Source organism: Collinsella sp. SGI.178 (assembly GCF_050313495.1).
Taxonomy (GTDB): Bacteria; Actinomycetota; Coriobacteriia; order Coriobacteriales; family Coriobacteriaceae; genus Collinsella.
Genome location: NZ_JBNPLM010000010.1, coordinates 1 through 24,387, shown reverse-complemented (window position 1 = coordinate 24,387; position 24,387 = coordinate 1). Strand labels below are relative to the sequence as shown.

General features: G+C 59.8%; 23 protein-coding genes. All 23 read left to right on the top strand.

Annotation, left to right across the window (positions count from 1 at the left end; translation table 11 throughout):
- Positions 1–102: 102 nt before the first annotated feature.
- A complete protein-coding gene (locus ACQRAQ_RS04450; RefSeq protein ID WP_427727717.1) occupies positions 103–1,419 on the top strand; it encodes an ATP-binding protein in 1,317 nt (438 codons plus the stop codon).
- 125 nt (positions 1,420–1,544) lie between these two features.
- Positions 1,545–2,411, top strand: coding sequence for a hypothetical protein (locus ACQRAQ_RS04445; protein ID WP_427794054.1), 867 nt, complete (start codon positions 1,545–1,547; stop codon positions 2,409–2,411).
- A gap of 114 nt (positions 2,412–2,525) precedes the next feature.
- Complete coding sequence (locus ACQRAQ_RS04440) at positions 2,526–3,419, top strand: aldose 1-epimerase family protein (protein ID WP_427719707.1); 894 nt, start codon at positions 2,526–2,528, stop codon at positions 3,417–3,419.
- A gap of 287 nt (positions 3,420–3,706) precedes the next feature.
- Positions 3,707–4,633 (top strand): transporter substrate-binding domain-containing protein, encoded by a 927-nt coding sequence (locus ACQRAQ_RS04435; RefSeq protein ID WP_427794053.1) that lies wholly within the window; start codon positions 3,707–3,709, stop codon positions 4,631–4,633.
- Positions 4,634–4,642: 9 nt separating this feature from the next.
- Positions 4,643–5,791, top strand: a complete 1,149-nt coding sequence (locus ACQRAQ_RS04430; protein ID WP_427794052.1) for an amino acid ABC transporter permease — start codon at positions 4,643–4,645, stop codon at positions 5,789–5,791.
- Between the two features lie 22 nt (positions 5,792–5,813).
- The gene (locus ACQRAQ_RS04425; RefSeq protein WP_427794051.1) at positions 5,814–6,599 is read left to right on the top strand and encodes an amino acid ABC transporter ATP-binding protein; all 786 of its coding nucleotides are present in this window, start codon (positions 5,814–5,816) and stop codon (positions 6,597–6,599) included.
- A 72-nt stretch (positions 6,600–6,671) separates the two neighbouring features.
- Positions 6,672–8,099 (top strand): M20/M25/M40 family metallo-hydrolase, encoded by a 1,428-nt coding sequence (locus ACQRAQ_RS04420; protein WP_427794050.1) that lies wholly within the window; start codon positions 6,672–6,674, stop codon positions 8,097–8,099.
- A gap of 299 nt (positions 8,100–8,398) precedes the next feature.
- On the top strand, positions 8,399–9,466 hold the full coding sequence (gene prfA, locus ACQRAQ_RS04415) for a peptide chain release factor 1 (protein ID WP_154518366.1): 1,068 nt from the start codon (positions 8,399–8,401) through the stop codon (positions 9,464–9,466).
- Positions 9,467–10,098: 632 nt separating this feature from the next.
- The gene (locus ACQRAQ_RS04410; protein WP_427747816.1) at positions 10,099–11,349 is read left to right on the top strand and encodes a N5-glutamine methyltransferase family protein; all 1,251 of its coding nucleotides are present in this window, start codon (positions 10,099–10,101) and stop codon (positions 11,347–11,349) included.
- Between the two features lie 209 nt (positions 11,350–11,558).
- A complete protein-coding gene (locus ACQRAQ_RS04405; RefSeq protein ID WP_427747817.1) occupies positions 11,559–12,362 on the top strand; it encodes an L-threonylcarbamoyladenylate synthase in 804 nt (267 codons plus the stop codon).
- Positions 12,316–13,857 (top strand): glycerol kinase GlpK, encoded by a 1,542-nt coding sequence (gene glpK / locus ACQRAQ_RS04400; RefSeq protein ID WP_154518372.1) that lies wholly within the window; start codon positions 12,316–12,318, stop codon positions 13,855–13,857. The genes ACQRAQ_RS04405 and glpK overlap by 47 nt, the downstream gene beginning before the upstream one ends.
- Positions 13,858–13,978: 121 nt before the next feature.
- Positions 13,979–14,626, top strand: a complete 648-nt coding sequence (gene upp, locus ACQRAQ_RS04395; protein ID WP_040359658.1) for a uracil phosphoribosyltransferase — start codon at positions 13,979–13,981, stop codon at positions 14,624–14,626.
- Between the two features lie 281 nt (positions 14,627–14,907).
- Complete coding sequence (locus ACQRAQ_RS04390; RefSeq protein ID WP_055286330.1) at positions 14,908–15,219, top strand: hypothetical protein; 312 nt, start codon at positions 14,908–14,910, stop codon at positions 15,217–15,219.
- A 3-nt stretch (positions 15,220–15,222) separates the two neighbouring features.
- Positions 15,223–16,026 carry a F0F1 ATP synthase subunit A gene (gene atpB / locus ACQRAQ_RS04385; RefSeq protein ID WP_195234836.1) on the top strand — a complete coding sequence of 268 codons (804 nt, stop codon included), beginning with the start codon at positions 15,223–15,225 and terminating at the stop codon, positions 16,024–16,026.
- Between the two features lie 124 nt (positions 16,027–16,150).
- Positions 16,151–16,345, top strand: coding sequence for an ATP synthase subunit C (locus tag ACQRAQ_RS04380; RefSeq protein WP_022094262.1), 195 nt, complete (start codon positions 16,151–16,153; stop codon positions 16,343–16,345).
- Between the two features lie 15 nt (positions 16,346–16,360).
- Positions 16,361–16,963 carry a F0F1 ATP synthase subunit B gene (gene atpF, locus ACQRAQ_RS04375; protein ID WP_117716380.1) on the top strand — a complete coding sequence of 201 codons (603 nt, stop codon included), beginning with the start codon at positions 16,361–16,363 and terminating at the stop codon, positions 16,961–16,963.
- Complete coding sequence (locus ACQRAQ_RS04370; protein ID WP_117770553.1) at positions 16,953–17,429, top strand: F0F1 ATP synthase subunit delta; 477 nt, start codon at positions 16,953–16,955, stop codon at positions 17,427–17,429. The genes atpF and ACQRAQ_RS04370 overlap by 11 nt, the downstream gene beginning before the upstream one ends.
- On the top strand, positions 17,429–19,027 hold the full coding sequence (gene atpA / locus ACQRAQ_RS04365) for a F0F1 ATP synthase subunit alpha (protein WP_427719698.1): 1,599 nt from the start codon (positions 17,429–17,431) through the stop codon (positions 19,025–19,027). Before ACQRAQ_RS04370 ends, atpA begins: the two co-directional genes overlap by 1 nt.
- A 5-nt stretch (positions 19,028–19,032) precedes the next feature.
- Positions 19,033–19,941 carry an ATP synthase F1 subunit gamma gene (gene atpG, locus ACQRAQ_RS04360; RefSeq protein ID WP_427747818.1) on the top strand — a complete coding sequence of 303 codons (909 nt, stop codon included), beginning with the start codon at positions 19,033–19,035 and terminating at the stop codon, positions 19,939–19,941.
- On the top strand, positions 19,941–21,395 hold the full coding sequence (gene atpD, locus ACQRAQ_RS04355) for a F0F1 ATP synthase subunit beta (RefSeq protein ID WP_427747819.1): 1,455 nt from the start codon (positions 19,941–19,943) through the stop codon (positions 21,393–21,395). The genes atpG and atpD overlap by 1 nt, the downstream gene beginning before the upstream one ends.
- Positions 21,396–21,398: 3 nt before the next feature.
- On the top strand, positions 21,399–21,791 hold the full coding sequence (atpC, locus tag ACQRAQ_RS04350) for an ATP synthase F1 subunit epsilon (RefSeq protein WP_154518384.1): 393 nt from the start codon (positions 21,399–21,401) through the stop codon (positions 21,789–21,791).
- A gap of 88 nt (positions 21,792–21,879) precedes the next feature.
- Positions 21,880–23,163: a UDP-N-acetylglucosamine 1-carboxyvinyltransferase gene (murA, locus tag ACQRAQ_RS04345; protein WP_154518387.1), complete on the top strand. Its 1,284-nt coding sequence runs from the start codon at positions 21,880–21,882 to the stop codon at positions 23,161–23,163.
- Positions 23,164–23,175: 12 nt separating this feature from the next.
- Positions 23,176–24,387: LCP family protein (locus ACQRAQ_RS04340; protein ID WP_427794049.1), on the top strand; the 1,212-nt coding region annotated here is incomplete at its 3' end.

Genomic DNA, 24,387 nt, shown 5'->3' with positions numbered 1-24,387 from the left:
TAAACTTGCAAATTCTGCAAGTTTCTAAGGTAACATCTTATAAACTTGCAAATGCTGCAAGTTTATAAGGTTTCATGTCTGGTCGGGCGCTAGGGAGACTCTATGGATATCGTTCGCCGAAACCGGTATCTTGATCGACTCATTGCTTTTCAGGATACCGACCTCATCAAAATCGTGACGGGTATACGCCGTTGCGGTAAATCTACGTTATTGGACATGATGAGGGACCATCTGGCGCAACAGGGGGTACCAACCGAGCGTTTGCTGACCTTTAAGATGGAATCTCTAGAGTACGCGGGTATTACGGATTACCTGACGTTTTATCGCATGGTTCGGGAGCGCATCGATGGCATCGATCGTCCCTACCTGTTCTTTGACGAGCTCCAGAATGTCGAAGGCTGGGAAAAGGCGGTCAACTCGCTCCGAGTCGATTTGCCGTGCGATATCTATGTCACGGGCTCCAATGCCTTTTTGCTATCGAGCGAGCTCGCAACGCTTATCTCGGGCCGATATGTCGAGGTCAAGATGCAGCCTCTCACGTTTGGCGAATATCTTGATTTTCGTTCGATTGATGCGGTCGCCGCTGAAGGGCTTGGTGAGAGGGTCGAACTTGTTTCCAAGACGGGCGATCGCCTTAATTCAAATACCGTGCTTGAGCAGTACATAACCTATGGCGGCATGCCGTTTCTGGCCCATGATGAGCCGAGACGTGAGCTGTGTCGCGACTATATCCGTAGCCTCTACCAGACGATCGTCGCGCGCGATATCCTGTCGCGTGTGACGCGTAGGGGTCGCGGAGCTATCACCAAGCGCGATGTTCTCGAGCGGCTCTGTGCGTATCTGGCAGACAACATCTCCAACCAAACCTCGGTCAACAAAATCGTAGGGACGCTCAACGAATCAGCGGGCGGTAAGACCAACGCATCGACGGTGTCGGCATATATTGACGCTCTGGAAGAGACGTACCTGTTTACCAAAGTAAAAAGGTATGACATCAAGGGGCGGGAGCTTCTTAAGACAGGCGGTAAATATTACATAGCTGATACGGGAATTCGCAGCTATCTTGACGGATATAGAGGTAGCGATAGCGGAAGGATGCTCGAGAACGTTATCTACAACCAGCTTGTCTTTGAAGGATACGAAGTGTTTTGCGGCCATCTACGCGCGGGGGAAATCGACTTTGTCGCAATCGGCGAGGGATCAGACCGCAAATATATCCAGGTTACCGAACGGATCGATGCCGAGGCGACGAGGGAACGCGAGCTGCGACCGCTCAAGCTAAGCACGCTAGGAAAAATTCCTGATTCGTATGAGAAGATCCTGATTGTCAGGGATGGCGACCATCCAACGGACATCGATGGCATCAGAATCGTGGGGGCAGTCGACTTCTTGTTGAGAAATAAGATTACCCGCGGCTAAACGTAAACAGATCCGTTTCGATGCGACAAAGGAGCAGTCCTTTTCGCATTCCGTGCGAGCCCTCGTGCCGTCTGGGGGTATAAGGCTAGCAAGTGTTTATTTGCGAGGCCTAAGGGGCGCCCCGTATGGATATCGATAACTTTGAATGGTGGTATAGCGAGGGCGAGGTTCCGGACGAGGAGTGGGACGAGCCCGCGCCGCATGACGTGTCGAGCGACGAGGACGAGAGCGGCAACGATGCCGTCGAGACGGATGCCGCTTCCGACTCGGCCGAACCCCTAACCTTTGAACAGGCCTGGGCCCAGGCTGAGGCCGACGAGGCAAAGGCCGATGCTACGGCCACACTGGGTGAGCCGGCCGACATGTCCATCTCGCCGGCAAAGACCCCGCAGCCGCGTCACACTATCGACCCCGACAGCACGGCATCCTTTAGCATTCTCGACGTGCCCGCGCAGGGCGCCCAGGCGCCTGCGCCCACGCATCGCCCCGATCTGGCTCGCGAGGAAGGCGCGGGCCGGCGCTCTCCGCTCGGCCCCATCCTCATCGCCTTCATGGCCGGCGTTATCGCCTGCTCGGCAATCGGCAGCGTTTGGAGCCATGTTGAGCAGCAGCGCCAAGACGCCGCCAAGGTCGAGATCTCCGTCGAACAATCGCTCAACCGTACGCGCTCGGTGCATGTGTCGGTCGAGGTCAAGGACGGCGCGACGTGGGATACCGCGCGCGGCGACAGCCAGATGCTCATCCATATCGTAGGCCGCACGCTCAAGGGACAAGCGATCGACGAGCACCAATACGTCAATTCCGAAGGTGACGGTATCGAGCTCAAGCCCGGCGACTACGAACTTACGGTCGATGAGCCACCTGTCGCCACCGACGGCACGCGTTTTCGTGCCTCGAAAAGAATGGTTCCCGCGAGCTTTAACTCGCGGGCGCCCGATACGGTCGACACCACCTCGCAGGGCGGGTTTGACCTTTACGTGGATACCCAGTAGGCGCTCGCCGCCCATTTCCGCTATGGCTACTCAATAATCGCCTGCCGTCCCGTCCCGCCGCCAAGAGTGGGACAATAGTCCTCGACACTATTGTTTACTTTTGGAGGAAGTAGCATGTCTACCGTCACTACCATCAGGCGCGGCGGCCTCACCGCGGCCATCGATTCCATGGGCGCCCAGCTCACGAGCCTTGCCCTCAACGGCAACGAGTATCTGTGGCAGGGCGATCCCGCTTTTTGGGGCAAGCATGCGCCCATCCTGTTCCCCATTGTGGGCTCGCTGCGCAACAACACGGCGACGTCTGCGGCCGGCAGCTGCGAGATGGCGCGCCACGGCATCGCGCGTATCGTGGAGCACAAGCTGGTCGAGGTGTCGGAGGACGGTTCGTCCGTCACCTACGAGATTACCGATACGCCCGAGTCGCTCAAGGCCTTCCCGTTCCACTTTAAGCTCAACATGACCTATGCCCTGACTGGCGACGCCACTCTTACGCAGACCTTTGCCGTCACCAACACCGGCGACGTGGACCTGCCGTTTTCGGTGGGCGGCCACCCCGCATTTAACGTGCCCGTTCCCGGTGCCGAGGACGAGGCGTTCGAGGATTACGAGCTGGCGTTTACCGAGGCTTGGACTAACGAGGCCCCCATCATCACGCCCGATGGCCTTATGACGTTCGAGGGAAGCTACAAGGCTCCCGATAACTCGGACGTGCTGCCCATCACACACCGTAGCTTCGACAACGACGCCATCATGTTCACCGATACCCCGGGCTCCACGCTCACGCTGCGCAGTCGCAAGTCGGGCCACGGCGTCAAGATTGACTTTGAGGGCTTTAAGTACATTGGCGTGTGGTCTGCCGCCAACGACGCCCCGTTCGTGGCGCTCGAGCCTTGGACCGGACATACCACCATGGACACCGAGGACGACGTCTTCGAGCACAAGGTCAACACCATCACCTTGGCTCCCGGCGCCACCGACAAGCGCGCCTTCGAGGTTACGCTGCTCTAGAGGTTCCGCCGTTCTAACGAACGGCGGACCGGTCGACGCTGCGCGCCACCCAGAGCGACAATTTGTCATTCAAAAGGCAAGGCATGACCAGAAGGTCTATGCCTTGCCTTTTTCATGCCAACTTGTTCGCTCTGGGTGGCGCTCGCTGGCATTGCCGAATCATCGACGTCCCCAACGGCTACTAATCGTTTTCTGTTTGTTAATTTGTATATATGCATCTGCTGGAGGTAACGCTGAGCGGTATCCTGTTACGTCGTTAGCATACGATTCAACAGGGAAGGCAGATTATGCATTCTCCCCATCAGCGCGACGTGCATCCACAGCCGGTGTGCAGCCGTCGCATCTTCTTGGGTAGCGCTCTTGCCGCGAGCGCTTCCGCCGTCGCCGGCGCGCTCGCCGGCTGTCAGCGCCCGTCCACGCTCAAGGTGGTTCAGCCCACGACGGGCGGCGGTCGCGACGACCTGTCCGATTCCGTGATCGGCAAGGATAAGATCCGCATCGGCATGGAGGCGGCCTACGCCCCGTACAACTGGCAGGTTTCCGAAGCCAGTGAGTACACCATCCCCATCGACAACGTACAGGGCGCCTATGCCGATGGCTACGACGTGCAGATCGCCAAGATCGTCTGCAAGGCCCTCGGTGGCGAGCCCGTTGCCGTCAAGCAGAGCTTCTCGGGCCTTATCGATTCGCTCAACAACGGCCAGATCGACCTCATCATCGCCGGTATGAGCGCCACGCCCGAGCGTGAGGAGTCGGTCGGCTTCTCCGACCCGTACTTTATTGGCTACTTCGGCCTGTTCGTAAAAGAGGGTTCCCCCTACCAAAACGCCACCAAGCTCAGTGACTTCAGCGGCGCCACGGTGCTCGGCCAAAAGGACACCATGCTCGATACCGTCATCGACGAGATCCCGGGCGTCGTTCACAAAAACCCGGTCGACTCCGTCCCCACGGTGTTCTCGAACCTGCTGCAGGGCACCTGCGACGCCGTGACGTACAACACCGAAAACGAAAAGGGCTACATGGCCCAAAATCCCGGTATCGTCCCCATTCATTTTGCCGAGGGCGAGGGCTTTAAGCAGGAGGTCGCGGCAAACGTCGGCTGCCGCAAGGGCTCGGACAAGCTGCTTAAGCTCATCGACAAGACGCTCAAGGGCGTCAGCCAGGAGGAGCGCGACCAGATGTGGGACGCGTGCCTCGACCGTCAGCCGGCATAGGGAGGCAGCATGAAAGCCATCAATCGTCTGGTCTCCTTTATCAAAGCCGACCATCGTTATGTGTACCTGGGCACGAGCGTCATCGCGGCGCTCGGACTGGCGTTTAGCCAGCGCAACCCCACGCCGCTGAGCTTCCTGGCCCCCACGGGCGTGTTCCAAGATTGCCTTTGGGCGATCCTGTGGGCGTGGCTCGTCGTGTCGACGGCGGCATTCGTCACCAAGCTTATGCACTGGAGCGACTATCGCGAAAAGTCGCCGTTCGCATCCGAGCGTTTCCGTCGTGCAGCACGCTTGGGCAGCTACGTCGCGGTCGCCATCGCGGTGGTCTTTTTCGTGGATCGCTGCGTCATGTCGTTTATCGACTTGGTGCAGGTGAGCATTGTCTCGGATTCCAACCCCAGCGACTTTTTGTCGAGCCTGGTCTATATGACCTATAAGAGCGGCGACTTCTTTATCCGCGGCATCGAGATTACCATCGCACTTGCGACCTTCGGTACCGTTATCGCCTTTTTCCTGGCACTGCTCTTTGTGTTTTTGCGCATTCAGACCTTCGATCGCGTGGACAACGACCTGGTGCGCTTCTTTAAGAGCATCGGCCGCGGCTTTACGACCGTCTACTCCACCATCGTGCGCGGTACGCCCATGATGGTCCAGGGCCTGCTCATCTATTACGCGGGCTTCACCGTTTTGCGCGGCATGGGCTTCGAGACCGCCCAGGCCAACCAGATTTGGAGTACCTTTACCGCCGGCCTCGTCACCATCTCGCTCAACTCCACCGCCTACATGATGGAGGTCCTGCGCGGCGGCATCGAGTCCATCGATCCCGGTCAGGCCGAGGCGGCGCGCTCGCTGGGTCTGTCGCAGTGGCAGGCTATGCGTAAAGTCGTGTTTCCCCAGGGCATTAAAAACGCGATTCCGGCGCTCACCAACGAGCTCATCATCAACATCAAGGACTCGTCGGTGCTCTCGGTCATCGGCGTGTTCGACCTCATGTACGCCACTACCACCGTCGCCGGCGTGTACTACCGCCAGATGGAGGTCTACTGCGTGGCACTCGTGGTCTACCTAATCCTGACGCTCGTGGCGAGCCGCCTGCTCGAGGCCTTTGGCAAAAAGCTCGGCGCCGAGGCCCCGGCCACGCTGCCCAGCTCCAACTAGGCTCAAGACGAGGAGAATCATCATGGCAGATACCGCCACTACCGGCGCTGCGGCCGCCGCACAGACCAATGAGCCGCTCATCCGCGTCGAGGGCCTGCACAAGAGCTTCGGCTCGCTCGAGGTGCTCAAGGGCATCGACCTGTCCGTTAACCCCGGCGAGGTCGTTACCATTATCGGCGCTTCGGGTTCGGGCAAATCGACCTTTCTGCGCTGCCTCAACCTGCTCGAGACCCCGGACGCGGGCCATATCTGGTTCCATGGCCAGGACCTCACGGCCGAGCGCTGCAACATTAACAAGCTGCGTGAGGACATCGGCATGGTGTTCCAGGGCTTCAACCTGTTTAACAACATGGACGTGCTCGATAACTGCACGCTTGCGCCCGTCACGCTCAAAAAGATGACCAAGGCCGAGGCCGAAAAGGTCGCTCTGGAGCATCTGACGAGTGTGGGACTCGAAAAGTTCGCGCACGCCGCCGTGGGTCGCCTGTCCGGTGGCCAAAAGCAGCGCGTGGCCATCGCTCGTGCCCTATGCATGAATCCGCAGATCATGCTGTTCGACGAGCCGACCTCCGCACTCGACCCCGAGATCGTGGGAGAGGTGCTCGAGGTCATGCGCAAGCTCGCTGCCGACGGCATGACCATGGTCGTCGTCACGCACGAGATGGCCTTTGCCCGCACCGTGTCCGATCGCGTGGTCTTTATGGACAAGGGCGTGGTCCTCGAGGACGCCGCGCCGGCGGAGCTCTTTGGCAACCCCAAGCACCAGCGTACCCGCGAGTTCCTCTCGCGCTATCTCGAGGACAAATAACCAACCGCAAATGTTTGCATGGCAGGGCCGTTCCGGTGGGGCGGCCCTCGTCATCACAATCGAAAGGATGTCATGGCCGAGGTTTGGCGCTTCTTTGCGCATGAGGATGATTTTGCCGATTTGGACGAAGTTGGCGCGTGCGAGCGCCTGGGGCGCGTGCTGTCGTTTCCGACCGTTTCGAGTATGGATGCCGAGGCGGTGAACTGGCAGCCGTTCGATGACCTGCGCGCCTATATGCAGCAGGCGTGGCCACATGTGTTCGCGGCGGGCGAGGTCGAACTCATCGACCACTCGCTGCTGGTGACACTTGGCGGTTCCGACCCTGCCCTCAAGCCCGTTATGCTCATGGGCCACATGGACGTGGTTCCCGTGGTGCCCGGCACCGAGGCCGACTGGACGCAAGCCCCCTTTAGCGGTCACGTGGACGACACCTACATTTGGGGTCGCGGCGCTATCGACATGAAAGACCAGGTCGCAGGTATTCTCGAGGCGGTTGAGTATGCGTTGGTGCACGGCTGGGAGCACGAGCGGACGCTGCTGCTCGCCTTTGGCCAGGACGAGGAAACCACGCAGTATGGAGCGGGGGCCATCGGCCGCGTGCTCGAGGAGCGCGGCGTTGAACTTGAATACCTGATCGACGAGGGTGACTACCGTATTGTTTCGGCTGCCGAGTACGGCGCGGGCGAGGGCTGGCTTATGCATGCCGACCTTGCCGAGAAGGGCTATGCCGATATCGTGCTCAAGACGAAGAGCGAAGGCGGACATTCGTCCAACCCCTACGGCGGCACATCGCTCGAGGTATTGAGCCGCGCTATCGCCGCAATCTGCGATATCGAGTGGCCGACGCGCGTGACCGATCTGCTTGCCGCGCAGCTCGTCGAGCTGGGGCTTTATACCGCAGACGAGATTGCTGCCAGCAAGGATGCCATCGTGCGCGACTGCCTTGCCAGCAAAAAGCTGTACCCGCTTGTGACCACCACCTGTGCGCCCACGCAGATTGAGGGCGGCAGCACTGGCGCCAACGTGATGCCGCAGGATATGTGGGCCAATATTAACTTCCGCATGCTCGAGGGCACGGGCGTGGCTGATGTTGTTGACCGTTGCCGCGAGGCCGTTGCCGCTGCGGGCCTTACCGGGCGCGTGGAGGTCGAACTTGGCCCCGGCAGCTCAGAACCTTCGCCGTCCCCACGTGTTGGCGGACCGGGGCTCGAGGCCGTTCGCACTATTGCCGCCCGCTACTTTCGTGATCAAAAGGGGGCGGAGGAAAACGTACCGAATGCGGCGGGCGGGGCTGCTGTCGGCATTGTGCCCTCAACTGTGATCGGTGCCACCGATGCGGCTAACTATCAGCGTATTTGCTCTGAATGCATTCGCTTTTCGGCGTTTGTGGTCGACGATGACGAGTGCGATCGCGGTGTCCACGGCACCAACGAGCGCATTACCCGCCGTGCCTACCTCCAAGGTGTCCACTTTTTCATCGCTCTGCTTCAAACGCTCTAGAATGTGACAAAGCGACAGTCCCTTTGTTAGCCGTTGTAGTCGTTGGGGACGTTCTTAAACGACTCGTCGTTAAGGAACGTCCCCAACGACTACGTCCACTCATTCCGTGCGGGTTATATGCAGGTTTGCCTGCGCACGCTATCATATATGGGTTAGACCGCAACTATGTACCCTATACGCGAAGGGATGCGCATGTATCTGAAAATCGACATGTTCTAGCTGGGCTTACCCCGCAACGGCGCCATGCGCCCCATCAATTCCGCCGATTTTCACCTTCACGCATATAAAGGAGTTCCGCCATGCGCGACAAGCTCGAAAAGATCATCAAGGCTTACGAGGAGCTCGAGAAGAAGCTTTCCGACCCGGCCGTCGCCTCCGACATCAAGGAGTTCACGCGTCTCAACAAGGAGTACGCGCACCAGTCCGACCTCATTGCCGCTGCGCGCGAGTACATCGGCGCGCTCGACGACATCGAGGCTGCCAAAGAAATGCTCCGTGACACTACCGATGCCGACGAGAAGGAGATGCTCCAGATGGACATCTCCGAGAACGAGGACAAGCTTCCCCAGCTTGAGGAAGACATCAAGTACATGCTCATCCCGAGTGACCCCAATGACGACAAGAACACCATCGTCGAGATCCGCTCCGCCGCAGGTGGCGACGAGGCGGCCATTTTCGCCGGTGACCTGTACAAGATGTACCAACGCTTCTGCGAGTCGCGTGGCTGGAAGACCACCGTGCTCGACTCCAGCCCCAGCGAGGCCGGCGGTTTTAAGTCCATCGAGTTCAAGGTCGAGGGCGACCGTGTCTACTCCGTCATGAAGTTCGAGTCCGGCGTGCACCGTGTCCAGCGCGTTCCCAAGACCGAGTCCCAGGGCCGCATCCAGACCTCCACGGCAACTGTCGCCGTGCTTCCCGAGGCCGAGGAGATCGACGTTCAGATCAACCAGTCCGACCTGCGCATCGATACCTACTGTGCCTCCGGTCCTGGCGGTCAGTGCGTTAACACCACCTACTCCGCCGTGCGCATTACCCACCTGCCCACCAATACCGTGGTGCAGTCGCAGGAGCAGCGTTCCCAGATTCAAAACCGCGAGGTCTGCATGCAGATGCTGCGTGCCCGTCTGTACGAGATGGAACTCGAGAAGCAGCAGGCCGAGCTCGGCGCCGAGCGCCAGAGCCAGATTGGCCACGGAAACCGTTCCGAGAAGATCCGTACTTACAACCAGCCCCAGGACCGCGTGACCGACCACCGTATCGGTTTCAACTCCACCTACAACGGCGTCCTTCTGGGCGACCAACTCGGTGCCGTCATCGAGGCGCTTGCCGCCGCCGAGCGTGCCGAGAAGCTGGCACAGGCCGTGTAGTAGGTTCCGCCGTTCTACCGAACGGCGGACCGGCCGACGCTGCGCGCCGCCCAGGGCGACAATTTGTCATTCAAAAGGCAAGGCATGACCAGAAGGTCTATGCCTTGCTTTTTCCATGCCAACTTATTCGCCCTGGACGGCGCGCGCTGTCCGTCCTCTACCTGCGGCGGGTAGTCATTGGGGACTTATGCTCAGCCTGCGGCGCCTTAGAGGCAGTCATTGGGGACGTTCTTAAATGACTAGGTTGGGTAAATTACTTTTCGAGTTTATTTAATCTACTTTGTTGGAAATTAAGCTGCCTACCTACTCAAAGTAATTAACAGCCTTCATCAGCAATTGAAAATATTGCTCGAAATATCGTCCAAGAAGTCGCGGGGCCCTTTTTGGTGCGTCGCTCGTCAAGTGATTTGGCAAGTTCTTGGTTAGATATTGGTTAGTTTTGGGGCAACCTTGCCAAAAGCTTGACGAATGCAAATCTAGACGTCGGCGAATGAACACTTTGACCGAGCCCGGTGCAAAATTCTGGGCTGATTCTCGATAATCGCTTCCAATCGTCTCTCGCCGCGTGCCGCCCTCGCGTACAATCTGCTCCGACATTCGCGCGCCGCCCGGCGCTTAAGGGGGGAGGACCCATGGCAAACGAGATCTGGACCATCAGGCGTTGTCTCGAGTGGACCAAGGAGTACCTAGCCGAGCGCGGCGAAGAGCACCCCCGGCTTTCTGCCGAGTGGCTGTTGTGCGCAGCCACGGGCCTAGCGCGCATCGACTTATATATGCGTATGGACGACACGCTCGATGCAGCGCAGCTCGAGACCATGCACGCGGCGGTTGTCCGTCGCGCCAAGGGCGAGCCGCTGCAGTACATCACCGGCAGCACGCAGTTCCGCATGATCGACGTCGCGTGCGCCCCCGGCGTGCTCATTCCACGTCCCGAGACCGAGATGCTCGTCGAGGAAGTCCTCAATTATCTGGATGCCGAGGTTCTGAGCCCCGAGGCTGCCACCCGCCAGCGCGTAGAGTTGCCATGGAACGACGAGGTCGAGCAGGCGCGTAAAGCCGAAGTCGCATTGGCTGACGAACGCGCGACCGCCGAGCGTCGTGCCGCCAACCTCACGGCTGCCGATGAGGCGGCGTTGGGCGGAGACGTGCTGGGCAGCCGAGCTTATGCCGAGGAGCTGGCCGATCGTGAGGCCGAGGAAGCCGCCGCGCAGGCAGCTGAGGCCGAGACCGTGGAAGTCGCTGAGCCCGAGCTCGACGAATACGGCATTGCCATCGAAGGCGTCGAACAAGAGACGGCCCTAGTGCAGGATGCCGCCGCGTCTGTGCCTGCCGACCCCCGCATTGCCCGCGTTCTCGAGGTCGGCTGCGGCACGGGCTGCATTTCGCTCTCCCTTGCTTGGGAGCGTCGCGGCCATGTCGCCTGCACCGCTACCGATATCGAGCCGCGCGCCATCGACCTGGCCACCAAAAACCGCGATGCACTCGGGCTTACGTCCGATGAGGTCGCCTTCAGCCTCACGAACCTGGTGAGCTCTATCCCCCGCGAGGAGTGGGGCACCTTCGACGTGCTCGTTTCCAACCCGCCTTATATCCCGACTGACGTCATGCGCTCGCTGCCGCACGAGGTCAAGGACTTTGAGCCCGATTTGGCGCTCGAGGGCGGAGCCGATGGCCTTGATATCTTCCGCCGCCTGCTCAATGCGGCGCCCTATATGCTGCGCGCCGGCGGCCTGTTTGCCTGCGAGCTCTATGAGGGCGCCCTCGACGCCGCGGCCGAGCTCTGCCGCCAGGCGGGTCTTTCGGACGTACGCATCGTCCGTGACCTCACCGATCGTCCCCGCATCGTTCGAGCTATCGTCACCGAGCCCAAACAACGTCAGTAAAGTACGAAGCGTATTGGCGGCGCGGCGGTGGGAGCGCTGCGCCGGAAATGTAAAGAGGCTTGTCACGGCTCAATTACCCCTCACTTTCACCGACTGCTATAGCCGCTCACCAAACCAACATGCGCTGTGGACAAATAGGTTAAACGTTTCGTGCGAGAATGCCCCTCAGTAAACAAACTTTCACCAGAGCGTAAGGGGCTGGCATACACATGCAGACGGTCTATCGGGTATTCGAGGGAGCGCGCGAGCCGCATCGGCTCGCCGTCGAGCGTACGGCCGAGGTGCTCGGCCGTGGCGGCCTGGCCCTGATCCCGACCGAGACCGTCTATGGCGTCGCTGTGGCAGTCAACGCCTTCTCGGACGCCGTGCCCCAAGATACAAGCGAATCTCTGCCGTGGCCGCGCGATCCGCAGGCTGCCGTCAACGGCGCCGCGGTGCCCGCGCTCGGTACCGGCTACCGTCGCATCTTTACCCTCAAGCAGCGTGAGCTCACCCAAACGGTCGCCTGGCTGGTCGATGATGCCGAGGCCCTCGACCGCTACGGCGTGGATATCCCAGAAGAGGCACGCATACTTGCCCGACGATGCTGGCCGGGCGCCCTGACTATTGTGGTCAAGGCGGCTCCCTGCGTGCCGACCTTTATGCGTGCCGCCGACGACACGGTGGCTCTTCGCGCGTCGGCATCGCCCGTGGTACAGGCGCTCATCTGCACCTGTGGCAGCCCACTTGCCTGTACGAGCGCCAATACACACGGCGCGCCCGCGCCGGCAAGCTTTGCCGACGTTGAAGACCGCATTCTAGAAGGGGTCGACGTGGCCGTCGACGCGGGCGAGACGCCGTGCCGCGACGCTTCGACCATCGTGTCGTTCCAGCACGGCGGGCTCCAGATCCTGCGCCAAGGCGCACTTCCCGCGTCAGAGATTGAGCGGGTCCTGTCCGACCCGATGCAACAGAAAGGTGTAAGCGATGTCGTTGAATCTGGGCAGTCTGGGCATGGAAGATGCCTCGTTTGACTTTGGCGGTTCCTACATCATGGCGCTCGACTGCGGCACCACCTCGGTACTTGCGACCATCGTCGACGAGTACGGCTGCATCGTCGCCCAAGCGCGCCGCAGCGTCAAAACCAGCTTCCCGCGTCCCGGTTGGGTGGAGCAAGACCCCATGGCGGTCCTTGCCAGCCAGATTGCGGTCATGATGGAGGTTCAGTTTAAGAGCGGGATTCATTCCGATCGCATCGCCGCCATCGGTATCTCCAATCAGCGTGAGACCACGGTGGTCTGGGACCGCGTGAGCGGCCAGCCCATCTATAACGCCATCGTATGGCAGTGCCGTCGCACCGCGTCTCTGATCGATAATTTGGTTGAGCAGGGCGCAGAAGAGCTGGTGCGCTCCCGCACGGGGCTTACGCTCGACCCGTATTTCTCGGCCTCCAAGGTGCAGTGGATTCTCGACAACGTCGACGGCGCACGCGAGAGCGCGGCGGCGGGCGACCTCATGTTTGGCACCATCGACACCTGGCTCATCTACAACCTCACCGGCAGCCAGGTGTTTGCCACCGACTACACCAATGCCAGCCGCACGGCACTCTTTAATATCCATACGCTCGATTGGGACGACGACCTGCTGGCGCTCTTTGACGTTCCACGTTCCATGATGCCCGAGGTTCGTTGGAGTTCGGGCGACTACGGCCGCGTCGCGAGCGACATCATGACCAACATGCCACCCATCATGGGCGTGGCGGGCGACCAGCAGGCGTCGCTGTTCGGCCACTGCTGTTTCCATCCCGGCCAGACCAAAAACACCTATGGTACTGGTTGCTTTATGCTCATGAACACCGGCGACGAGGTCGTCGAATCCAAGAACGGTCTGGTCTCCACCATCGGTATCGCCGCGGACGGGAAGATCAGCTATGCACTCGAGGGTTCCATCTTTGCCGCCGGCTCCACCATGAACTGGCTGCGCAACAACATGGGCATCATCTCGAGCGTGAGCGAGTCGGCACAACTCGCCGCTTCGATTAACGACAACGAGGGCTGCTACTTCGTTCCCGCCTTTGCGGGTTTGGGCGCTCCCTGGTGGGACCCGCGTGCCCGCGGTATCGTGTGCGGTCTGACCGGCGCCTCGAGCCGTGCGACCATCGTACGTGCCGCCTGCGAATCCATGGCATATCAGAGCTACGACGTGCTGCGCGCCATGGAGCAGGACGTGGGGCTTTCGATCGAACGCCTGTCTGTCGATGGCGGCGCGTCGCGCAACGAGTTCATCATGCAATTCCAGGCCGACCTGCTGGATATCCCCGTGCTGCAATGCGAGACGGTGGAGACCACGGCAATCGGTGCCGCGTACTTGGCGGGCCTTGCCGTCGGCTATTGGGAAGACCTGGAAGAGCTGGAGCAAAATGCCCAGATTGTTAGGACCTTCCTTCCCCACATGTCCGCCGAGCGCCGCGAGCAAAACCTTGCGGGCTGGCGCGATGCGGTCAAGCGCTCGCTCAGTACCGCACAGTAGGGCTGCGACGGGCCACTCGATACAGCAAACCGCTAAACTTGTGTATGGCGCGCGGCGGCAACATTGCTGCGCGCCTTGTCAGCAAGGCCATTTTGTGGCCGCAACGAAAGGGGCAAGACCCATGACCGTCACCTACGATGCGTCCCGTGTGACGCTTGTCGATCATCCGCTCGTTCAGCACAAGCTGTCGATCCTGCGCGACAAAAACACCGGCACCAATCAGTTCCGCCAGCTCGTGCGCGAACTCGCGCTTTTTGACGGCTACGAGGCCATGCGCGACCTGCCTATGGAAGACGTCGAGGTCGAGACTCCCATCACTACCGCCACGTTCAAACAGCTCGCCGGCAAGAAACTCGCCATCGTGCCCATCCTGCGTGCGGGCCTTGGCATGGTCGACGGCATCCTCGACCTGGTGCCCTCCGCTCGCGTGGGACACATCGGTATGGAGCGCGACGAGGTTACCCACGAACCGCATGAGTATTACTGCAAGATGCCCAAGGATATCGACCAGCGCATCTGCCTGGTTGTCGACCCCATGCTCGCCACGGGCGGTTCGGCCGAGATGGCCATCAGCTACCTGCGCGAGCGCGGTGTCAAGGACATCCGCATGCTGTGCATCGTCGCGGCCCCCGAGGGCCTCAAGTCGCTGACCGAGAAGGACCCAGATGTGCATATCTACACCTGTGCCATCGACGACCATCTTAACGAGGCTGCCTACATCGTTCCCGGCCTCGGCGACGCCGGCGACCGCATCTACGGCACGCTCTAGTCGCTGGGCTAAGACGGCCGCGGCTGCAAATACGAAGAAACGGTTCGCGCGGACGAACAAAAGTCGACCGCGCGCACTCCTGTTAACGGACGTTTTGCCCTGCAGGGTTCGAGAAAAACGTATTACCGTACCTGCGGCATAAAGAAGGTCTTAAGAAAACGAACAGGTGCGTATTAACCGATGCTTTTTCGGTTGTACTTTAGCGATTGGCTCGTACAATAGTCACCAATGTTTGGCGGGAACTGTTCTGTGAAGCGTTAAAAAAGAAAGTGAGGACGCCAGTGTTTCAGATAGCCGATCTGCTCGCTATCGTTGCAGGCGCCATCGCGGGCGCGGTCGCCTTTCTTCCCTTTGTCTTTACGCTCAAGCCGGTTCTTGACGATAAACAGAATGCGGACATGCTCAAGGGTATGGTGAGTCTGGCGGTCTCGGCAATCGCCCTGCTCGTCTTTACCTTGGTTGTGTTTGTGTTGTTCGGAGAGGCATTTCGCATGTTCCTCCTGGGCGAGGCGATCGGCTTCGTGGCCTTTATGGCCGCCTGCACGGTTCGTGTCGCCAAGGCGCTGCGAGATCCTCATGAGGTCGAAAGGTAAGTCGTGGAAATTTTTGAAAAGCTGCCTGATGAGATTAATCATCTGGTCAGCGAGTTCAGCTCCACCCCTGTCGTGGGCGATCTGGGCTGCGGCATCACGCAGTACTCGTTTTGGCTGATCGTCTCCACGATCGTGCTCCTGATCGTCCTGGCCGTGTTCAAGAAGAAACAGACCCTGGTTCCCAAGGGCTTCTTCGTCAACGGTTTCGAGTACATCATCGAGTACGTCGAGAACGATATCGGCAAGGGCGTCGTGGGTGAGAACTGGAAGAAGCACTTCCCGTTCCTGTGCTCGCTTTTCCTGTTCATCCTGATCAATAACATGATCGGCCTGATTCCGGGAATGAAGCCCGGCACCGGCGCAATCGGCTCCACCGCCGCGCTCGCCATCTTCGCCTTCGTGTACTTCATCTACTACGGATGCAAGGCTCACGGCGTGATCGGCTACATCAAGAGCCTCGCCCCGCAGGGCGTGAGCTTCCCGATGAACGTCCTTGTGTGGGTCGTCGAGCTTTTCTCGACCTTCCTGCGCCTCATCACGCTCGCCGTCCGTCTGTTCTGCAACATGTTCGCAGGACACGTGGTCATGGGCTCGTTCGCCATCATGGCGAGCATGTTCATGCAGCCGCTGCTTCAGCAGGTTTCCGCGGCCCACGCCGTCGGCGCCCTGCCTTCGCTGGCCTGGCTTGCCATCCTCATCCTGATCTATGCGATCGAGCTTGTGGTCGGCGCCATCCAGGCTTACGTCTTCACGGTCCTTACCGCCGTGTATGTCTCCGAGGCAGAGGAGGTCGCGGAGGAGGAGTAGTCTTCCGTTCGCGCCTTAAAGGTAAGGCAATTCGTTAAACCGCCGGTGCCCGTACCCATGGAGCCCGGCAGTTATAAAAAGGTTATCCTGCGTGAAATAAGACACGCACGACAAAGGAGGAATCGTGGGAGTTATCGGTTACGGTCTCGGTGTTATCGGCGCTGGTCTTGCTATCGGCCTGTCTGCTCTGGGTGCTACGGGTGCTATGGCCCGTCAGCCTGAGGTCCAGGGCCGCGTGTTCACCGTCTTCATCATGGGCTCCGCCTTCGGCGAGGCTCTGGCTCTGATCGGCTTCGTTGTCGCGCTGATCGTTAAATAGCACGGAGCGTCAAGTATGAATCTTTCATCCCAGAAGAGCGCGATCGCACTCTCCGCGTCCGCGGCCGCGCTGCTTATGCCGGTTTCCGCGTTCGCCGAGGACGGCGCTGCCGGTGCGGACATCCTCATCCCTAAGATGGCGGAGTTCATCCCGGCGCTTATCGCCTTCCTGATCATCTGGATCGTGCTGGCAAAGGTCGCCCTGCCGGGCATCATGAAAACCATGGAGGAGCGCGGCAAGAAGATCGAGGAGAGCCTCGATGAGGCCGAGAAGACCAAGCAGGAGGCCATCGCCAAGCGCGCTGAGTCCGATTCGATCGTCACCGACGCCCGTCGTCAGGCTGCCGACATTGTTCTCGAGGCCCGTAAGGACGCCGAGTCCGAGCGCGCCCGTATCATCGAGGCTGCTCACAAGGAGGCCGAGGAGATCATCGCCAAGGCCCATACGACCGTCGAGGACGAGCGCAAGTCCATCTACGCCGGTGCCGCGAGCTCCATCGCCGACCTGTCCGTTGCCGTCGCCACCAAGATCGTGGGCGAGGCACTCGAGGACGAGACCGAGCAGAAGAAGCTCATCGAGCGCTACATCCAGGAAGCAGGTAGCCTGAATGCCGACTAGCCGCTATCAGGACAAGGTGCTCGAGACCTACGCGCGCTCCCTCATGGAAGCCGCCAAGGCCGAGAACCATGTGTTCGAGGACCTCGAGATGATCGAGCGCCTGGCTTCCGCCAGCCCCGAGATCATCGCCGTGCTCGACACCATGTCCAAGCGCGACCAGCTCGACCTTCTTCCCAAGGTGGCAGCTGCCTTTAAGTATGTTGCCGAGGAAGACGAGGATGTAGTGGGCGTGACCGTCACCACGGCGATCCCGCTCGACGACGAGCTGCGTCAAACCATCACTAAGAAATGCGAGCAGGACTTCGGCCGCAAGGTATTCCTTATCGAGCAGGTCGATCCGTCTATCGTGGGCGGCCTGGTGCTCGAGGCCCGCGGCGAGCGTCGTGACATTTCCGTCAAGACGCAGCTGCGCATCGCACAGGAGACCCTCGCAAACTCTGCTAATTCGTACGGAGGTGAAGCCTAATGTCCGAAACCCTCAATGCCCAGGATATCGCCAAGAAACTGCAGGAGCAGCTCACGAACCTCTCCGCGACGGTCGATACGCATGAGGTTTCAACGGTCGACGAGGTAGGTGACGGCATCGCGCGCGTCTCCGGCCTCAAGAGCGCCATGGCAGGCGAGCTTCTGGAGTTCAAGAGCTCCGATACCGGTGAGACCGTCTTCGGCCTTGCCCAGAACCTTGACCGTGACGAGGTCGGCGCCGTTCTGTTCGGTGCCGTCGACTCCATCAAGGAAGGCGACGAGTGCCGCACCACTGGCCGCATTATGGATATCCCCGTGAGCCGTGCCATGCTCGGCCGCGTCGTCAATCCGCTCGGCCAGCCCATCGACGGTTTGGGTGACATTGTCGCCACGCACCGTCGTCCTATCGAGTTCAAGGCCCCCGGTGTCATCGACCGTACCCCGGTATGCGAGCCGGTTCAGACTGGCCTGTTGGCTATCGACTCCATGGTGCCTATCGGCCGCGGCCAGCGCGAGCTTATCATCGGCGACCGTAAGACCGGTAAGACCGCTATCGCCATCGACGCTATCCTCAACCAGCGTGGCAAGGGCATGGTCTGCATCTACGTCGCTATCGGCCAGAAGGCCTCCACGGTTGCCAACATCCGCGAGACCCTCGCTCAGCACGGCGCGCTCGACTACACCATCATCGTTTCGGCCACCGCTGCCGATTCCGCCCCTATGCAGTACATCGCGCCTATGGCCGGTGCCGCTATCGGCGAGTTCTTCATGTACAACGGCGAGGACGGCAAGCCCGCCAGCGAGACCAACCCCGGCGGCCATGTGCTTGTCATCTACGACGACCTGTCCAAGCAGGCTGTGGCCTACCGTCAGATGTCGCTGACGCTGCATCGTCCGCCCGGACGCGAGGCCTATCCTGGCGACATCTTCTACCTGCACTCTCGTCTGCTCGAGCGTGCCGTCAAGATGTCCAAGAAGAACGGTTACGGCTCCATGACGGCTCTGCCGATCATCGAGACCCAGGACGGCGACGTCTCGGCCTACATTCCGACCAACGTCATTTCCATTACCGATGGTCAGATCTACCTGCAGTCCGAGCTCTTCTTCCAGGGTCAGCGCCCGGCAGTCGACGTGGGCATCTCCGTGTCCCGCGTCGGTGGCGACGCACAGACCAAGGCTATGAAGCAGGTCGCCGGCAACCTCCGTCTGGACCTCGCTTCATACCAGGAGCTCGCCGGCTTTACGCAGTTCGGCTCCGACCTCGACGAGGCCACGCAAAAGCAGCTTACCCATGGCGCTCGCATGACTGAGCTCCTTAAGCAGTCGCGCTACAAACCGTTTGAGGTTGGCGAGCAGATTGCAGTTCTGTTTGCAGGCAACGAGGGCTTCCTCGACGATCTCGAGATTGCCGACGTGCTGCCTTTCCGCGCCGAGCTTATCGAGTACCTGGACAACGGCTTTGGTTCGCTGCTCGACAAGGTTCGCGCCAAGAAGATCGACGATGACACCAAGGCTGAGCTCCTGCGCGTCATCGGCGACTTTAAGCAGCAGTTCATGGCCAAACACCATGCCGATACGACTGGATCAGAGGAGAACTAAGCCCTATGGCCAACCTTCGCGACATTAAGAAGCGAATCTCCTCGGTTACCACGACCAAGCAGATCACGCGCACGATGGAGATGGTCTCTACGGCCAAGATCCGTCGTGCCCTCGATCGCTCCAAGCAGGCCGAACCCTATAAGGAGGCGCTGACCGACGTCATGTTGACGGTCGCCGGCGACGCCTCCTGTTCGGGCACCGATCCCATGCTGCAGAAGCATGAGAGCGTCAAGCATGGCCTGATTGTCGTTATCGCCTCGGACCGCGGCCTTGCCGGCGGTTTCAATACGACGGTGGAGCGCACGGCCGAAAAGCTCGCCGCTTCTTGGGCGAACGACGGCATCGAGTGCGAGATCATCGCGTGTGGGCGCAAACCGGCCACGTATTTCCGTGACCGCGCAAACGTCATCATGCACTTTGAGGGCAACTCCTCTGAGCCCGATTTCAATCAGGCCCGCATGATCTCCTCTCATATCTGCGATGCGTATCGTGCCGGTGAGCTTGACCGTGTCGAGCTTGTCTACCACCACGCCAAGAACCGCGTGGATCAGGAGCTTCGCGTCGAGCACTTGCTGCCGCTCGATCCCGAGATGATCGCTATGGCCCACGGTCCGCGTAAGAACGAGGCCGACGCCCCTAAGCGTATCTCGTCCACATTCGAGTTCGTGCCCTCTCCCGAGCATGTTCTCGGCAAGCTTGTACCGTCGTATATCCTGACGGTCATCTACCAGGCCTTGATCGATTCGGCTGCCGCCGAGCAGGGTGCACGCCGCAAGGCGATGCACTCCGCGACGGAAAACGCCACCGCGATCATCTCGACCCTTACCCGCACGTATAGTCGCGTGCGTCAGGCTTCGATCACGACCGAGATTAACGAGATCGTCGGCGGAGCCTCAGCATTGGAGGAACAGTAATGGCTAATAACACCGTAAAGCTTGCGGTCGAGGAAGCCACCAAGAAGACGACTGCCGGTGATGGTCGCATCGTGCGTATTATCGGTCCTGTCGTCGACGTCAAGTTTGACGGCGCGGTGCCCCCGATCTACAACGCGCTCACGGTCGAGGCCGAGACCCCGATCGGTCACCTGAGCACGATCCTCGAGGTCGAGAGCCAGCTTCCGGGCGGCGTCGTCCGCACGGTCGCCATGTCCTCGACCGACGGCCTGCAGCGCGGCCTCATCGCCACCGATACCGGTGAGCCCATGAAGATGCCCGTTGGCCCCAAGACACTCGGTCGCATCTGGAACGTCATGGGCAAGCCCGTCGACGGCAAGCCCATGCCCGAGGTGGAGGAGTTCTATCCCATCCACCATGCAGCGCCCCGCTTTGACGAGCTCACTACCAAGACCGAGATTTTCGAGACCGGCATTAAGGCCGTCGACCTGCTCGAGCCCTACATCCGTGGCGGCAAAACTGGTCTGTTCGGTGGCGCCGGCGTCGGCAAGACCGTTCTGATTCAGGAGCTCATCAACAACCTCGCTCAGGAGCACGGTGGCACCTCGGTGTTTACCGGCGTCGGCGAGCGTACCCGTGAGGGTACCGACCTTTATCTCGAGATGAGCGATTCGGGCGTTATCGACAAGACCTGCTTGGTCTATGGTCAGATGAACGAGCCGCCTGGAGCGCGTCTGCGCATCGGTCTGGCCGGCCTTACCACCGCCGAGTACTTCCGCGATCGTGGTCAGGACGTTCTGCTGTTCATCGATAACATCTTCCGCTTCTCCCAAGCCGGTTCCGAGGTTTCCGCCCTTCTGGGTCGTATGCCGTCCGCCGTTGGCTACCAGCCCACGCTGGCTACCGAGATGGGCGACCTTCAGGAGCGCATCACCTCGACCAAGACGGGCTCCATCACCTCCGTTCAGGCTGTCTACGTCCCCGCAGACGACCTGACCGACCCGGCTCCCGCCACGACGTTTACGCACCTCGATGCCACTACGGTTCTTTCGCGTAGCATTTCGTCACTCGGCTTGTTCCCGGCCATCGACCCGCTCGCGTCTTCCTCCGACGCCCTCGATCCCTCGATCGTCGGCGAGGAGCACTACCGTGTCGCCGTTAAGGTCCAGGAGCTCCTGCAGGAGTACTCCGACCTTCAGGACATCATCGCCATTCTGGGTATGGACGAGCTGTCCGAGGAGCAGCGCCTTACGGTCAACCGCGCTCGTAAGATTCAGCAGTTCCTCTCGCAGTCCTTCCACGTTGCCGAGAAGTTCACCGGCAACCCCGGTGTCTACGTTCGCGTCGAGGATACCGTCCGCTCCTTCGCCGAGATTGTCGACGGCAAGGCCGATGACCTGCCCGAGCAGGCTTTCCGCTATGCTTCCACGATTGAGGACGTGCGCGAGCGCGCCCGCAAGATGGGGGAGAAGTAGGTTATGCGTATCCGCATCGTGTGCCCCGTGAGCTGCGCCTATGAGGGCGACGCTGCGTTTGTGTCGATTCCGTCCACGGATGGCGAGTTTGGCGTTCTGCCTGCTCACTCCAGCGAGATCTGCACGATCGACCGCGGTTACGTTCGCGTCTCCGATAAGGCCATGGGCACTGTCGACCACACGTTTGCCGTGGCCGGCGGCTATGCCCAGGTTGCGGACGATGTCGTGACCGTTCTCGCCGAGCGCGCTTGCGATTTGGCGACCGTCGATGCCGACAAGCTTAAAGCTGATATTCAAGGTTTTGAAGAGAAGCTGGGTAATTTGTCGGAGGATGATGCACGCCGCGCCTACCTCTATAATGAAATCGCATGGTGTAAGCTCATGCTTGCCCAATAGTCAAACGATTTGGCGTTCGACCATTTGCGAACACATCATGCCCGGGATGGCCCAGCCATCCCGGGCATGCTTTTTGAAAGGGTAGACCTTGGATATTATCCGTGTTGAAGGTGGCCACACCATCGGAGGCTCCGTGCCCGTTTCGGGTGCAAAGAACTCTGCACTCAAACTCATGGCGGCAACGCTTCTGGCACCGGGGAAGACGACGCTGCAGAACGTGCCCGATATCTCGGATGTCCATGTTATGGGCAAGGTGCTCAAGGGTATGGGCGCCAAGATTGACGTTCTCGATGAGCATACGCTCGAGATCGACACTTCTCAGGTTGATTCCTGGGAGGCTCCCTACGAGCTTGTCGCCAAGATGCGCGCCTCCACGGCCGTGATGGGTCCCCTGCTGGGCCGTTTCCATCGTGCCAAGATTGCCATGCCGGGTGGCTGCAATCTGGGTGCCCGTAAGATCGACATGCACATCTTGGGTCTTGAGGCGCTGGGCGTAGAATTCGACACTGCACACGGTTACATCAATGCCAACGCTCCTCAGGGGCTGCGTGGTACCACGGTTACGCTTGAATTTGCCAGCGTCGGCGCTACCGAGAACCTCATCATGGCGGCCGTGCGCGCACAAGGCACTACGGTTATCGATAATGCGGCTCGCGAGCCCGAGATCGTCGACCTTGCCAATATGCTCAACGAGATGGGCGCCAAGATTGTTGGCGCCGGCACGCCCGTCGTGACCATCGAAGGTGTGGACGAGCTGCATCCCGTTACCCATCGCGTGGTGGGCGACCGCATCGAGGCCGGCACCTTTATCGTTGCCGGTGCTCTGATGGCCGATGACCGCGGTGTCGACGTTACGGGCTTTTGCCCCATTCACTTGGGCATGGTGCTCAAGAAGATGGAGCTCATGGGTATCGAGTGTGAGCGAATCGAGAATGGCGTTCACGTGAGTCGTGTCGAGCACATCAGGCCGGTCGATATTCAGACACTCCCGTTCCCGGGCTTCCCGACGGACATGCAGGCGCAGATCATGGTGCTTTCCGCTCTTGCTGATGGCAGCTCTGTGATTACCGAGAATATCTTCGAGAACCGCTTCATGTTCGCGTCGGAGCTGGTCCGTATGGGCGCGGATATCCGCATCGAAAGCCATCACGCCATGATTCATGGCGTCAAGGGGTTCTCGGGTGCACAGGTTACCTCGCCTGATCTGCGCGGCGGCGCCGCGCTCGTCGTTGCTGGCCTTATCGCCGACGGCGTTACCGAGGTCTCGGCCATCCATCACATCAAACGTGGCTATGAGCAGTTTGTCGAAAAACTGCAGGCACTTGGTGCAAACGTCGAGCACGCCACGGTTCCCGATCCCGTCATCTACTAATGCAGGTTGCCTATGTTTAATAATAAGAAGCCCTTAGCGGATACTCGAAGACCTTCAACCGGCGCACAGGCCAAGATCTACAGTCGCGATAATGTTGCACGCTACTCCGAGCGCGCTCGTCAGCGCCGCCGCGGCCAGACAATCCGTCGCGTTGCGCTTATCGCCGTGCTTGGCGTGCTGTTGAGCGCTACGACTGCCGCCGGGCTGTGGTTCGCCAACATTATGGGCAAGCTCGGCGATTCCAATGTCATTACCGACAATCTGCGCCATATCTTGGTGGATACCAATGAGGCCAAGGATCCGTTCTACGTGCTTCTTTTGGGTACCGATGGTCGTCCGGGCGAGGACACGTATCGCTCCGATTCAATTATCTTGGCGCGCATCGACCCTACGCAAAAGCAGGCTACGCTTATATCCATTCCACGTGATACCAAGGTTGTCTATAACGGCGAAACCATGAAGATCAACGCCTGCCATACCTATGGCGGTGCCGAGGCCATGGTTCAAGCGGTCAATGAGCTGTGCGGCGTGCAGATTTCCCACTATGCCGAGGTTAGCTTTGACGGTATGCAATCATTGATTGACTCTGTGGGCGGTATCGACATCAACGCCACCGACGATGTCGATGACCCCGAGCATCTGGACATTAAGATTACGGCAGGCCAGCAGCACATGGACGGTGCTACCGCGCTCACCTATGCCCGTTGCCGCTATACCTATGCCGACGGCGACTATACGCGCATGCGTCACCAACGCCAGGTGCTTGGTGCCCTTGCCAACCAGATTCTCAACAACTTTGATGCTACGAAGGTCTTCGACCTGGTTAATTCGCTGTCCGATATGCTTGTGACCGATATGAGCGTTCAGGACATCGTGTCTACGGTCAATGCTATGCGCGGCATGGATGTCGATGGCATCTATTCGGCGAATCTGCCTTCCTACGCAGATGAAACCACCATGATCGACGGCCAGAGCTATGTCTTTGTCTACGAGGACGAGCTTAAGGAGATGATGGCGCGCGTCGATGCCGGCAAGGATCCTAAGGGACCAAACACCATGGGCCTATCCGACGGAACCAGCTCCACAATCGGTGATTTGAGCAACCATACTTCTGACGATTACGCCTACGGTACGGCCGGTTCGTCGGAAAGCTCGGACGATTCTAGTTATTCGGACGATTCGGATTACAGCTCATATTATTACGAGGAGCCCACTGGCGACGGC

Coding starts and splice junctions, on each gene's coding strand:
- ACQRAQ_RS04405 (WP_427747817.1), top strand. CDS start 11,559: ATGCAGACGGTCTATCGGGTATTCGAGGGAGCGCGCGAGCCGCATCGG.
- upp (WP_040359658.1), top strand. CDS start 13,979: ATGACCGTCACCTACGATGCGTCCCGTGTGACGCTTGTCGATCATCCG.
- ACQRAQ_RS04410 (WP_427747816.1), top strand. CDS start 10,099: ATGGCAAACGAGATCTGGACCATCAGGCGTTGTCTCGAGTGGACCAAG.
- ACQRAQ_RS04440 (WP_427719707.1), top strand. CDS start 2,526: ATGTCTACCGTCACTACCATCAGGCGCGGCGGCCTCACCGCGGCCATC.
- ACQRAQ_RS04425 (WP_427794051.1), top strand. CDS start 5,814: ATGGCAGATACCGCCACTACCGGCGCTGCGGCCGCCGCACAGACCAAT.
- atpD (WP_427747819.1), top strand. CDS start 19,941: ATGGCTAATAACACCGTAAAGCTTGCGGTCGAGGAAGCCACCAAGAAG.
- ACQRAQ_RS04435 (WP_427794053.1), top strand. CDS start 3,707: ATGCATTCTCCCCATCAGCGCGACGTGCATCCACAGCCGGTGTGCAGC.
- prfA (WP_154518366.1), top strand. CDS start 8,399: ATGCGCGACAAGCTCGAAAAGATCATCAAGGCTTACGAGGAGCTCGAG.
- ACQRAQ_RS04370 (WP_117770553.1), top strand. CDS start 16,953: ATGCCGACTAGCCGCTATCAGGACAAGGTGCTCGAGACCTACGCGCGC.
- atpA (WP_427719698.1), top strand. CDS start 17,429: ATGTCCGAAACCCTCAATGCCCAGGATATCGCCAAGAAACTGCAGGAG.
- ACQRAQ_RS04420 (WP_427794050.1), top strand. CDS start 6,672: ATGGCCGAGGTTTGGCGCTTCTTTGCGCATGAGGATGATTTTGCCGAT.
- ACQRAQ_RS04450 (WP_427727717.1), top strand. CDS start 103: ATGGATATCGTTCGCCGAAACCGGTATCTTGATCGACTCATTGCTTTT.
- atpC (WP_154518384.1), top strand. CDS start 21,399: ATGCGTATCCGCATCGTGTGCCCCGTGAGCTGCGCCTATGAGGGCGAC.
- glpK (WP_154518372.1), top strand. CDS start 12,316: ATGTCGTTGAATCTGGGCAGTCTGGGCATGGAAGATGCCTCGTTTGAC.
- ACQRAQ_RS04430 (WP_427794052.1), top strand. CDS start 4,643: ATGAAAGCCATCAATCGTCTGGTCTCCTTTATCAAAGCCGACCATCGT.
- atpG (WP_427747818.1), top strand. CDS start 19,033: ATGGCCAACCTTCGCGACATTAAGAAGCGAATCTCCTCGGTTACCACG.
- atpF (WP_117716380.1), top strand. CDS start 16,361: ATGAATCTTTCATCCCAGAAGAGCGCGATCGCACTCTCCGCGTCCGCG.
- ACQRAQ_RS04445 (WP_427794054.1), top strand. CDS start 1,545: ATGGATATCGATAACTTTGAATGGTGGTATAGCGAGGGCGAGGTTCCG.